This is a genomic window from uncultured Moraxella sp. (assembly GCF_945873075.1).
GTDB lineage: Bacteria > Pseudomonadota > Gammaproteobacteria > Pseudomonadales > Moraxellaceae > Moraxella.
This window is the reverse complement of record NZ_CAMCBS010000012.1, coordinates 50,840-62,550: the sequence shown is the minus strand read 5'-3', so window position 1 is coordinate 62,550 and position 11,711 is coordinate 50,840. Positions and strand designations below refer to the sequence as shown.

General features: G+C 48.5%; 13 protein-coding genes. 6 read left to right on the top strand and 7 right to left on the bottom strand.

Translation table 11 applies throughout. The annotated features are described in order from the left end of the window. The first annotated feature begins 177 nt into the window (after window positions 1-177). The 5 genes from Q0N89_RS05720 (at window position 178) to Q0N89_RS05700 (ending at window position 5,078) form a co-directional block, all read left to right on the top strand. Window positions 178-858, top strand: coding sequence for a hypothetical protein (locus tag Q0N89_RS05720; RefSeq protein ID WP_294034303.1), 681 nt, complete (start codon window positions 178-180; stop codon window positions 856-858). Next, window positions 855-1,127, top strand: coding sequence for a GNAT family N-acetyltransferase (locus Q0N89_RS05715; protein ID WP_294034301.1), 273 nt, complete (start codon window positions 855-857; stop codon window positions 1,125-1,127). The genes Q0N89_RS05720 and Q0N89_RS05715 overlap by 4 nt, the downstream gene beginning before the upstream one ends. A 34-nt stretch (window positions 1,128-1,161) precedes the next feature. Then, on the top strand, window positions 1,162-1,449 hold the full coding sequence (locus Q0N89_RS05710; protein WP_078254533.1) for a 4a-hydroxytetrahydrobiopterin dehydratase: 288 nt from the start codon (window positions 1,162-1,164) through the stop codon (window positions 1,447-1,449). 139 nt (window positions 1,450-1,588) lie between these two features. Next, window positions 1,589-3,814: a DNA topoisomerase IV subunit A gene (gene parC / locus Q0N89_RS05705; protein WP_294034291.1), complete on the top strand. Its 2,226-nt coding sequence runs from the start codon at window positions 1,589-1,591 to the stop codon at window positions 3,812-3,814. Window positions 3,815-4,037: 223 nt separating this feature from the next. Then, window positions 4,038-5,078, top strand: a complete 1,041-nt coding sequence (locus Q0N89_RS05700; protein WP_294034289.1) for a 2,3-butanediol dehydrogenase — start codon at window positions 4,038-4,040, stop codon at window positions 5,076-5,078. Window positions 5,079-5,152: 74 nt separating this feature from the next. On the opposite strand, the gene Q0N89_RS05695 is transcribed toward Q0N89_RS05700, so the two are convergent. The 7 genes from Q0N89_RS05695 to mltG form a co-directional block, all read right to left on the bottom strand. Continuing rightward, window positions 5,153-5,473: an NGG1p interacting factor NIF3 gene (locus Q0N89_RS05695; RefSeq protein ID WP_294034307.1), complete on the bottom strand. Its 321-nt coding sequence runs from the start codon at window positions 5,471-5,473 to the stop codon at window positions 5,153-5,155. Between the two features lie 88 nt (window positions 5,474-5,561). Then, window positions 5,562-6,275: a phosphoribosylaminoimidazolesuccinocarboxamide synthase gene (gene purC / locus Q0N89_RS05690; protein WP_078254535.1), complete on the bottom strand. Its 714-nt coding sequence runs from the start codon at window positions 6,273-6,275 to the stop codon at window positions 5,562-5,564. Between the two features lie 84 nt (window positions 6,276-6,359). Next, window positions 6,360-6,632 (bottom strand): hypothetical protein, encoded by a 273-nt coding sequence (locus Q0N89_RS05685; RefSeq protein ID WP_294034285.1) that lies wholly within the window; start codon window positions 6,630-6,632, stop codon window positions 6,360-6,362. Between the two features lie 15 nt (window positions 6,633-6,647). Then, window positions 6,648-7,559, bottom strand: a complete 912-nt coding sequence (dapA, locus tag Q0N89_RS05680) for a 4-hydroxy-tetrahydrodipicolinate synthase (protein WP_294034283.1) — start codon at window positions 7,557-7,559, stop codon at window positions 6,648-6,650. Window positions 7,560-7,675: 116 nt separating this feature from the next. Next, window positions 7,676-9,079, bottom strand: coding sequence for a trypsin-like peptidase domain-containing protein (locus tag Q0N89_RS05675; protein ID WP_294034281.1), 1,404 nt, complete (start codon window positions 9,077-9,079; stop codon window positions 7,676-7,678). Window positions 9,080-9,291: 212 nt separating this feature from the next. Continuing rightward, window positions 9,292-9,909, bottom strand: coding sequence for a dTMP kinase (gene tmk / locus Q0N89_RS05670; RefSeq protein ID WP_294034279.1), 618 nt, complete (start codon window positions 9,907-9,909; stop codon window positions 9,292-9,294). Then, a complete protein-coding gene (gene mltG / locus Q0N89_RS05665; protein WP_294034277.1) occupies window positions 9,906-11,015 on the bottom strand; it encodes an endolytic transglycosylase MltG in 1,110 nt (369 codons plus the stop codon). Before mltG ends, tmk begins: the two co-directional genes overlap by 4 nt. 185 nt (window positions 11,016-11,200) lie before the next feature. Between mltG and Q0N89_RS05660 the strand changes: the two genes are divergently transcribed. Beyond that, window positions 11,201-11,665 (top strand): hypothetical protein, encoded by a 465-nt coding sequence (locus Q0N89_RS05660; protein WP_294034275.1) that lies wholly within the window; start codon window positions 11,201-11,203, stop codon window positions 11,663-11,665. Window positions 11,666-11,711 lie beyond the last annotated feature (46 nt).

Below are 11,711 nucleotides of genomic sequence, written 5' to 3'. Positions count from 1 at the left end.
CCTTGCTTGAGTCGATGATAGATTGTCATGCCAAGGATATTGACCATTGTCAGATTATTGAGGGGATTAAGCATTTTGATGATGCGTAATCCACGCTGCCCATTTACATAAGTTAAAAACTGTATTATCATAAACAACACAGACCATAATATCGGCGCAGGATATCGGCAACTCATCATGAAAAATAAAGCCATCGAACACCGCATCCGTCAAGCCAAACATTACGCCAAGACCTGGGGTCATCAACGCAGGCTAAACGCCCAAGGCAACTATATTGCCCACGACTATGACACGCCAAGACTGCTATCGTGGTGGACTGATGTGTCTTTTAAGCTAGGATCACAAATCATATCCCTGTCATGGATCCATCCACGCCTGCACTACCATGATTTGTGCAAAGAATTCATTGATCAACAAATGCCACCGCTTGATATCCCCATCAAGGATATTTTGCCCATCCAAACCATCAATTACAAAAAGCTTGGCAAAAATGGCAACCGCAAAAAAGTGGTGTCTTATACCATGGGTGAGTTTCATCCAGGGTTCTTGGCCCGTGCAGAGCAAAAACGAGCCGCCTTAGACACCCTATTAACCACAAGCGATATCACTGCCAAGCCATTTATGCAAATTAAGCAATTAAATTGGTGTCGTAGTGTGTATCTGTGCGTGCCTATCGAAGTGCTGAGCGAAGATGACGCCAATCGACTGGTTGACATCGCCAAACAGCTCATCACACGACAAACAACACTAGATGAATTATACCCTGATTATGAGTATAATAAGGATCACTGGATACAAGAGCAGCCACTCATCGCACAAGATGAGGCACTTAGAGCACAAAATAAGGAATGCTTATGACCATCACCCACAACACCACCGCACAACGCTTTGAGACCACCATCGATGGCATTACCGCTTATCTGAGCTATCAAGTGGCTAGCGATGACACGCTGATTTATGACCATACCATCGTCCCAAGCGCACTTGGCGGTCGTGGCATCGGCTCAGCATTGACCAAATTTGCCCTAGATTATGCCATCGAGCATGATAAGAAAGTCGTGCCAAGCTGTTCTTTTGTCGCGCATTACATAAATAAGCACACCCAATATCAATCTGTGCTAAAATAAGCCACATTCTGATTTGTTTTTTTTAGGAAATACTATGAGCAGTCTAACTTCTGACCAAGTCGCCCTACAGCTTGACGGACTACCGGGGTGGTCTCGTGATGGCAACAGCCTGATTAAGACTTATACTTTTGAAGATTTTGCTACGGCAATGAGCTTTATGGTGCGTGTGTCATTTTTTGCCCAAAGCCTTGAGCATTATCCAGTGTGGCAACATGACTACAATGTCGTGAGCGTGCGTATCGGCGATGCAGAACAATCCGCCGTCCAAAGCCGTGATGTACAGCTTGCCAAGCGTATGGAAAGCTCATTGCAAGCCCTGTAATATTTTATTTACCCAACAAAAGCAATGGCTTGACGGTCATTGCTTTTGTTGTATTTGCTTATAAATCGGTCGGTTTGGCATTGCCTAACGCTGATAAAACTTGCTATCATAGTCGATTATTTCTGATTGATACCCTATTATGACCACGCACATCGATACCCGCTCGGTAAGCGACTTTACCGAATATGCCTATCTCAACTACGCCATGTATGTCATCATGGACCGTGCTCTGCCGCACATCGCCGACGGGCTCAAGCCTGTACAGCGACGCATCGTCTATGCCATGAGCGAGCTTGGGCTACGCCACACCGCCAAGCCCAAAAAAAGTGCTCGTACCGTCGGTGATGTGCTGGGCAAATACCATCCGCATGGCGACAGTGCGTGCTATGAAGCAATGGTGCTGATGGCACAGCCGTTCAGCTATCGCTATCCACTCATCACCGGTCAAGGCAACTGGGGTAGCCCCGATGACCCAAAATCCTTTGCCGCCATGCGTTACACCGAAGCCAAGATGAGTCAGTATGCCAACACGCTACTGACCGAGCTTGAGCAAGGCACGGTGGACTGGCAAGATAACTTTGATGGTTCATTGACCGAGCCTGTCACCCTGCCTGCTCGCCTGCCAAATATTTTATTAAATGGCACAACAGGCATCGCCGTCGGTATGGCAACGGACATCCCACCACACAATCTGAACGAAGTCGTCAAAGCCTGTATCCGCCTATTAAAGAACCCTGATTTATCAGTCAAACAGCTGACCCAGACCATCCTTGCGCCTGATTTACCAACTACCGCCGAAATCATCACCCCAAAAGATGAACTCGTCGCCATGTACGAAACTGGTCGTGGTAGCTACAAGATGCGTGCCACTTATCATATCGACCCAAAACAAAAAAATCTCGTCGTCATCGATGCCCTGCCTTATCAAGTCTCTGGTAACAAAATCATCGAACAAATCGCCAAATTGATGAACGATAAGAAACTGCCTTGGGTCGTCGATGCCAATGACGAATCGGACAATGCCAACCCATGCCGTATCGTGATTGAGCTCAAAAAAGGCAAGCTTGAGATTGATAAAATCATGGGACATCTGTTTGCCAATACCGACCTTGAGACCAGCTTTCGGGTCAATATGAACATGATCGGCGTCAATGGCAAGCCTGAAGTCAAAAACCTAAAAACCATCCTATCTGAATGGCTGTCGGTGCGTCGTGGCGTGGTCATCCGCAGGCTCAATCACCGCTTGGATAAGATTGACAAACGACTGCATATCTTGGCAGGTCTATTGATTGCTTACTTAAACATCGATGAAGTCATCCGCATCATCCGTGAAGAAGACGATCCCAAGCTTGAGCTGATGAATCGCTATGGGCTGTCGGACATCCAAGCCGATGCCATCTTGGACATCAAACTGCGTCAGCTTGCCAAACTCGAAGAAATCGAACTCAACGCCGAGCGTGACCGCCTAGAAGCCGAGCGTGCGGTGATTGCCGAACAGCTTGCCAATCCCGATGCCTTGACCGCCCTACTCATCGATGAGCTGACCGCCGATGCCAAAGAGCATGGCGATGCGCGCCGATCGCCTGTGGTTGAGCGTGATGAAGCCACTAGCCTAAAAGCCACCGAGCTCATCAGCGCCGAACCTGTGACAGTGGTCATCTCGCAAGCAGGCTGGATTCGTCTTGCCAAAGGACATAGCACCGACCCAAGCGAGATGAACTATCGTGCTGGCGATGGCTATTTGACCCATGCACTTGGCAAATCGACCGAGCGACTGATTTTGCTTGATAACACAGGGCGTAGCTATGGACTGGATACGGTCAATCTGCCATCGGCTCGTGGTCAAGGCGACCCGATTACTAGCCTGTTAAACCTTGCTAGCGGCAGCAAAATCGAACAGCTACTATTTAGCACGCCACACAACATCATCATGGCAAGTAGCACAGGCTATGGCTTTGTTAATAGCATCGCTAATCTTGACACCGCCCAAAAAGCTGGTAAAGCCAGCATCAACCTAGGCGATGGCACACTGCTACCTGTGGCGGTGATGGATGCGAGCGATACGCTTTTGGCGGTGAGCGTTTCTAATGGCAATCTGCTGATTTTCCCACTTGATGAGTTGCCACAGCTTGCCAAAGGCAAAGGCAATAAGCTTGTCAATCTCAAAGGCGATGAGACCATCACCGCCATCGCAAGCCTATCAGCAGATGACAGCCTAGTCATTACCGCAGGCAAGCGTACCTTGACGCTAAAGCCCAATGACATCGCCAATTATACTGGCAAGCGTGCTACTCGTGGCGCAGCTCTGCCAAAGGGCTTTGGTAAGGTGAGCCAAATGACTAAGCTTATCAAAGATAGCGAATGATATAGATGGTGGTGTAACAGCCACCGTTTTTTATTGATACATTAGTCATCCAATCATCTCAATGCTGATTATTAAGATAAGATAATTATAGTCATATTTTTAATTATTCCATATACGCATAAACCAAGCACCAAATTCACCCTTGATAAATATCCTAATGCACCCAACCTAAGTACTACCGATGATTTTGTCGGTATATTTAAACCATCAAAGGACATTTCCTATGAGTATGAAAGTCGCTCGCTGGTACGGTCAGCGTGATATCCGTGTCGAAACCGCCCCTATCCCAAGCCCAAAAGCCCATCAAGTCAAAATCGCCGTCAAATACACAGGCATCTGCGGTTCTGATTTGCACGAATACTTAGGCGGCCCAATCTTTATCCCTACCAAAGACAACCATCCATACTCAGGTCAAAAAGCCCCAATCACCATGGGTCATGAGTTCGCCGGTGAAATCGTCGAAATCGGTAGCGATGTTACTAGTGTACAAGTGGGCGACCGTGTCACCGTCGAGCCTATCCTTGCCAAAAATGGCCTGACAGGCAAATATAACCTAGATGAAAATCTAGGCTTTGTCGGTCTGATGGCAGATGGCGGTTTTGCCGAATTTTGCGTGGTAGATGCCGAGCTTGTACACAAGCTACCTGACAGCATTGACTACGAGCAAGGCGCACTGACCGAGCCTGCTGCCGTTGCCCTATATGCCGTCCGCCAAAGTAAGCTAAAAGCTGGTGACACCGCTGCGGTCTTTGGCTGTGGCCCGATTGGACTACTTGTCATCGAAGCCTTGCGAGCTGCTGGTGCGTCTGACATTTATGCCGTTGAGCTATCACCAGAACGCCAAGCCAAAGCAACCGAACTTGGCGCTATCGTCATCGACCCAACCAAAGTCGATACCGTCGCCGAAATCAAACGCCTAACAAATGGCGGTGCGGATGTGTCGTTTGAAGTGACAGGCGTCGCTCCAGTGCTTAAGCAATCGATTGAAGCCATCAAAAATGACGGCGAGTGCGTGATTGTCAGTATCTGGGAAGGTGAAGCATCTATCCATCCAAACGAAATCGTCATCAAAGAAAAGACCGTCAAAGGCATCATCGCCTATCGTGATGTATTCCCTGCGGTATTAAAACTGATGGAACAAGGCTACTTTAGCAAAGACAAGCTCGTGACCAAACGCATCAAGCTTGAAAATATCGTTGAAGAAGGCTTTGAAGCATTGGTTAAAGAAAAAAGCCAAGTCAAAATCTTGGTTGAGCCAAAATAATCTATCGCCTGATGAAAGCAATCAGCCCCCAAGCAAACCACTTGGGGGCTGATTGTCATATCGGTTTTGAAGTCTTAATCTGACTCAACATCAACCGTCTGATACACTTCATACGCAGGCACTTCGTACGGATGCGCATCCTTGTAAGCCTGCACCACATCGCACAGTTTGTTTTCAGGGACTATCATTTCCACTTTCCATTCAGAGACAGTGGTGGTTTGGTTCACTTCGCCAATGCTTGGATTTGAGCCATCAAGCGGGCGAAACTGCCCCACGCCAAGCGTCTGCCAACAGCAGTGCGAATAGTTGCCATAGTGTCCTGCCCCTGCTTCAAACATGGCATTTTTGACGGTTTCTAGGGCGGGCTCAGGGATGTAGGTGACGATTTTATACAGTTGAAAATACATAGCGATTTGCAAAATAATGAGCGGATAAACAAACAGGGCGAATTTGCATCCACCCTGTCAAATTGTAAAATTGGGCTTATTCTAGTGGCACACCGATACGGCGAGCTACTTCTTCGTAGCCTTCGACAACATCGCCTAGACCTTGACGGAAGCGGTCTTTGTCCAGTTTTTTCTTGGTTTCTTTGTCCCACAGACGGCAACCATCTGGTGAGAACTCATCACCAAGCACCACACGGCCGTGGAATAGACCAAATTCCAGCTTAAAATCCACCAACATCAAGCCTGCATCATCAAACAGCTTTGACAGCACTTCATTGACCTTTAGGGTCAGCTCTTGCATTTGGCGCAATTCATCAGGCGTGGCATAGCCAAGCGCAATCGCCGTTGATTCTGACAGCATCGGATCGCCAAGCGCATCATCTTTATAAAACAGCTCATAAGTCGGTGGCAATAGTGGCAAGCCTTCTGATAGACCCAGACGCTTCATCAAGCCACCAGCGGCATAGTTACGCACGACCGCTTCGACAGGAATCATTTTTAGACGTTTTACCAAGACTTCATCATCTGATAATTGCTTTTCAAAATGCGTCTCGATGCCAGCCTCAGCAAGCTTTTGCATGATAAAAGCATTGAAGCGATTGTTTACCATACCTTTACGGTCAAGGCTTGCCATCTTCTCGCCATTGAATGCGCTGGCATCATTGCGAAAATGCAATACCAAAAAATCAGGATCAGCGGTTTCATAGACAGATTTGGCTTTGCCGGTATAAAGTAGTGCTTGTTTTTCCATGGGAGCTCTCAAAGTTGCAAACATCAAAAAATGGTCAGGTTTTAAGTACAAAAGTGCGACACATCACATCGCACTTTTGGGGTATTAACGCACGCTTGGCGGCTTTGGCAAGGCGTATTGCTTGCCTGATTCGTTGGTGAATGCCGGTACATCGCCTGTGACTGTCGGTGTCTGATACAGTGGCACAAACTCGGCAGATGGCTGATTGGCCGGCAATTTGATTGGGTCAATCTTTTGGGCAGTGCGATAATCCAGACTGCCATTATCGTGCTTGCCAAGTAGGTTCTTGGTGGCGCTGCAGCCTGTCAATGCGATGGCAGCTGCCATGATACCTGCTGTTAGCTTTAAAGTTTTCATAAATAATCCAAAGTCTTAGGATTCAATCAGCTTGGCTTTGACCAATGCGTCATCAATCACACTGTGGTAAGCTTCCGATAGCCAAACCAATGGCAGGCGGATGCCTTGATCAATCTTGCCCATCTTATGCAGGGCGTATTTGGTCGGTTGTGGGCTTGATTCGATGAACAAATCTTGGTGCAGATGCTTGATGGTGTCATGAATCGCCGCCGCTTCATCAAATTTGCCATCTAGCGCCAATGCAAATGCTTGGCTCATGGCTTTTGGTGCGACATTCGAAGTCACCGAAATATCACCGCGCGCACCATATTTGATCATCTCAAGTGCCGTCGGATCATCGCCTGACAGCACGACAATGCGGTCGCTGACACGAGCAATTAGGCTCTTGCCACGCTCGACATCTCCTGTAGCATCTTTGATGGCGACGATATTTGGGATATCCGCTAGGCGATTGACCGTCTCTTCGCTCATATCAACGACGGTACGCCCCGGGACATTGTATAGCATCTGTGGCATATCCACCGCTTCGGCGATTGCCTTGAAGTGCTGATACATCCCTTCTTGGGTCGGCTTATTATAATAAGGCACGACAAGCAGTGCACAGTCAGCACCTGCTGCTTTGGCGTGCGTGGTCAGCTCAATGGCTTCGTGGGTAGAATTTGCCCCTGTGCCTGCAATGACTGGCACTCGTCCTGCCACTTGCTTGACAAAAAAGCGAATCACATCACTATGCTCAGCCATCGTCAAAGTCGCCGACTCGCCCGTCGTACCGACCGCCACCAAGGCATGAATCCCTTCGGCAATCTGCCACTCAATCAGACTGGCAAGCTTGTCATAATCCACCGCACCATCTGGGGTCATCGGGGTGATTAGGGCGGTGATTGCCCCTTTTAACTTGGACTTGATGTCTTGATATGCGTCTGTCATAAAAAGCCTTGATGCAAAATCTAAAATAAACTTGGGCTTGGCAAGCAAGCAGTACGCTTTAGTTTATCACATTTAGATGACACTTTTATAGTGAATTTTTAACCCGTATCAAAAAATTATTCAATCCGCATACCGATGATGGCAGGCTCACCTTGGCGAATCAGCTGTACAGCGACGACGCCTTGTTTTGGCAGGCTTGCCACCACATCGGCAAAATCATCCACGCCTGTGATGGCATGATTATTCAGCCCAACAATCACATCGCCTGCCACGATACCTGCTCTGGATGCATTACCCACCAAATCCACCGAAGTAATCATCACGCCACCTTTTGCCCCTTGATAGCTCAACGAACGGCGCTCACTTGGCAATAGCTCTCGGAGGCGTAAGCCCAATCGCACGCCATCGCTTTGGCTAGATGCTTCGGCAGCGACATCAGCAGGCGCTTCGCCAAAGTTGCCCTTAGCGGTATATGTTTTGCCTTGACGCAGATAAGTTAGGCTAAAGTCTTGATTTGGCTTGGCTTTATTGGTCAAATCAAACCACTCGTGCGCAAGCCCAATCGGCGTGCCATTGAAACTGAGCACCACATCACCTACTTGTAGCCCTGCACGCTCGGCAGGCGAATCTTGGGCGACTTGGGTCAATAATGCCCCTTGTGGCTTGGGCAGTCCATAGACTTCTGCTAAGTTGCGGTCCAAATCCTGCACCGTCACACCCATACGCACTCGAGTGACTTTGCCTGTGGTTTTGATTTGTTCATAAATATCCATCGCTGTGGCAATCGGTATCGAGAACGACAGCCCCATATAGCCGCCTGTACCGCTAAATATCATGGAATTGACCGCAACGACTTCGCCTTGTTGGTTGAACAATGGCCCGCCTGAGTTGCCGGGATTTAGGGCGACATCACTTTGGATAAACGGCACAGAGCCTTCGCTTGGGATACTGCGAGATTTGGCAGAGACAATCCCTGCCGATGCCGAATAATCAAAGCCAAACGGCGAGCCAATGGCAAGCACAGGCTGACCGACCTTGAGCGTATCTGTCTTGGCAACAGGCAAGGCAGGATATTGACTGCCATCGACCTTGAGCACGGCGATGTCTGAGCTCTCATCACTGCCAATCAAGCGCGCATCGAGCTCGGTGCGGTCGCTTAGTGTTACCGTGATACGCTCGGCGTCTTTGATGACATGATGATTGGTCAAAATATAACCATCACGACTGATAAAAAACCCCGTGCCATAGCCCTGCTCCACCACAGGCATCTGTGGCAGATTGGCGCTGCTACCTAGATAATCTTTGAGCATTTCGATGGCTTGGGCGGTGGCAAGCGTCTCACTATCGACTTTTTTGGTGATACTCACACGCACCACGCCTGCGGATGCTTTTTCGACCAACTCCGAAAAATCCACACCCACAGATGCCTGTGCCGCTGTGGGCGTGATGGCGGTGATGGCTATACTGATGGGCAATGCTGTGCTTAATCCCAGTAGCAGTGCCAATGTTGTTTTTTTCATACTCTATCCTAAGATGTCTTTCGTCCTTGCTAATTTTTGCTGATTTGGTGCAATCTGACAGCTTGACAGCAGCCTGTGGACGGTAGATGACTTTGATAATCGTTTTGATTTAGAAAATTTTAGTATCCTAAAATTCTATCTTACCGTCAAGTGAGATTTGGCGATAATTTCTTGCCACAATCCAACAATTCTTGCTGTCAGCTCACACGCCATTACAAGCCAAGTGCCGTATCAATACGAGCCGCCACCTGTGCCACTGTGCCATCGGCATCGATGCGATGGATACGCTGTGGGTGCTTGCTGTGCTGATACGAAAGTCCTTGATGCACACGCTCAAAAAACGCCAAATCATTGGCTTCAAGCCTGTCAGCCGCACTACGCTTGCCTGCACGCATCATGCCTGTGGCAACATCCAAATCCAGCCACAGCGTCGTATCTGGCATGACAGGGACAAATGACTCAATCAGCATTTCAATCTTATTGAGCGCCTTATCATCACCGCCAAAACGCCCAAAGCCCTGATACGCCACCGTGCTATCAAAGAACCGATCGCACACCACCCATTTGCCAGCCGCCAATGCCGGTAAAATCACCTGATGCACATGATCAGCACGAGCCGCAAACATCAGCAAAATCTCTGTATCCGCATCAATCGTGCGACTTGGATCCAAAAAAATCGATCGCAAATGCTCCGCCAAAGCACTGCCCCCCGGCTCACGAGTACGCACCACATCAATGCCACGGCTTGCTAGACGCTCACACAGTCCGTCAATCGCTGTGGTCTTGCCCACACCTTCTGTGCCTTCAAAGCTGATAAATCGTGCGTTCATTGACTACCTTCCTTTTGTGCCATCACAGCACGATACTCGGCAACAGCTTTGTTGTGTTCATCTAGCGTCTTACTAAACTTATGCCCGCCATTGCCCGTCGCCACAAAATACAGCACATCGGACGCATCAGGATGCATGGTAGCACGGATGGCTTCGGCTGATGGCAGAGCAATCGGCGTCGGTGGCAAGCCGTCGATTTGATAGGTGTTATAAGCGGTTTTTTCGTTGATATTACTGCGATAAATCTTGCCATCATAGCGGTCAAACAGCCCATAAATGATGGTCGGGTCGGTCTGTAGGCGCATCCCTTGACGCAGACGATTGACAAATACCGATGACACCAGCGTTCTTTCGGACTTGATGCCTGTTTCTTTTTCGATGATACTTGCCATGATGAGCGCTTCATACGGCGTCTGATAAGGCAGGTTTTGGTCTCTGCTCTGCCATGCGTCATCTAGGATGCGTTTTTGGTCGTCGTACAGTTTTTGCAAGATAGCTTTGTCGCTGACGCCTTTATTAAAGTGATATGTATTAGGCGCAAACCAGCCTTCTAGATTGCCATTAGGTGACTCAATCCCCAGCGCCTTTGCCACCGCTTCATTATCTCGTGCAACATCCGTCCATGCATAGCCATCGGCAGGCGGTGTGAGTAGCTCAAGCTTGACGCCGTCGGTGGTTTTGATGGCGTGGTACAAATCTTTGACCGTCTTACCTTCGATGATACGGATGGTGACTTGCTCGGTCTTGCCCCCTTGTTGTAGGATACCGAGCGCCGTCGCTAGGCTTGCCCCGCTTGGGATGGTGTATTCACCTTCTTGTAGCGGCTTATTCGCCATCAGCGCCAAATACGCCTTGGCAACTGGCGACAACGACAGTGCCGCACCCGACCAAGACTCATTGGCAAGCAGGCTATAATAAGTATCGCCTTTTTTGACGCTCAAGTTCATCTCGGGGTGCTGACTGCTGGCAAAAATCGTCTGATACAGCACCAGCACGCCAAGCAATAGCACAGCGATGATGGCGATGAAGATTGATTTGGCAGACCGCTTGGACTGCTTGGCTTGCCTAGATTTGGCTGATTTGGAAGTGTTGGGTGATTTTGCCATCGAGACAACTCATAAAAAAAATTTGCCCCATTTTACCAAATATCCCCCACGCCTTGCCATCCAAAAATTGTAGCTAATAAGAATGGCGGTGGTTAATTGACAGGGTAAATAACACTCATATCTATCAATATTATAAAATTGTGCTATACTATCCATGTAACAAATAGGATAAATAAGGGAATGCCATGACAAGCAAGCGTCCAAATACAGCAGAATTGCTCCAATCGAACTACACCACCGTCTCGGTCGTCTTTGATGATGTTGCCGTTGATGAGTTGCTAGACGGTACTGTCACGCCTGCACAAGGGCAACGATATACTTATAAGGCGGATTTGTCGCTTGAGTTACAAGTGGGGGATTTTGTGGTGGTTCATGCCAATCACCGCCTTGCCATCGCTCAAGTGGTCAAAGTCGATGACAAGCCTGTCATCAATCCCAATGCCACTTATGAATACAAATGGATTGTTGATAAAATCGACACCGCAGGTTTTGTCAAGCGACTACAAGAACAAGACGCCATCAAAGCACTGCTTGCACAGCTACAAATGGTCGAAGCCCAAGAACAGCTCAAAGACCGACTTGAGCGTGCTAGTCAGCACAATCACAGCTTGGCGCAGGCATGGCAAGCGTTTCAGGATAAATTCCGCTGATGCTTAGCTGATTGTCGATTGACATCCAAGATTGGTATCTGATTAG

Bases quoted from the DNA above. Each gene is read 5' to 3' on its own strand.
- Q0N89_RS05720 (WP_294034303.1), top strand. From the start codon at position 178: ATGAAAAATAAAGCCATCGAACACCGCATCCGTCAAGCCAAACATTAC.
- Q0N89_RS05715 (WP_294034301.1), top strand. From the start codon at position 855: ATGACCATCACCCACAACACCACCGCACAACGCTTTGAGACCACCATC.
- Q0N89_RS05710 (WP_078254533.1), top strand. From the start codon at position 1,162: ATGAGCAGTCTAACTTCTGACCAAGTCGCCCTACAGCTTGACGGACTA.
- parC (WP_294034291.1), top strand. From the start codon at position 1,589: ATGACCACGCACATCGATACCCGCTCGGTAAGCGACTTTACCGAATAT.
- Q0N89_RS05700 (WP_294034289.1), top strand. From the start codon at position 4,038: ATGAGTATGAAAGTCGCTCGCTGGTACGGTCAGCGTGATATCCGTGTC.
- purC (WP_078254535.1), bottom strand. From the start codon at position 6,275: ATGGAAAAACAAGCACTACTTTATACCGGCAAAGCCAAATCTGTCTAT.
- Q0N89_RS05685 (WP_294034285.1), bottom strand. From the start codon at position 6,632: ATGAAAACTTTAAAGCTAACAGCAGGTATCATGGCAGCTGCCATCGCA.
- dapA (WP_294034283.1), bottom strand. From the start codon at position 7,559: ATGACAGACGCATATCAAGACATCAAGTCCAAGTTAAAAGGGGCAATC.
- Q0N89_RS05675 (WP_294034281.1), bottom strand. From the start codon at position 9,079: ATGAAAAAAACAACATTGGCACTGCTACTGGGATTAAGCACAGCATTG.
- tmk (WP_294034279.1), bottom strand. From the start codon at position 9,909: ATGAACGCACGATTTATCAGCTTTGAAGGCACAGAAGGTGTGGGCAAG.
- mltG (WP_294034277.1), bottom strand. From the start codon at position 11,015: ATGGCAAAATCACCCAACACTTCCAAATCAGCCAAATCTAGGCAAGCC.
- Q0N89_RS05660 (WP_294034275.1), top strand. From the start codon at position 11,201: ATGACAAGCAAGCGTCCAAATACAGCAGAATTGCTCCAATCGAACTAC.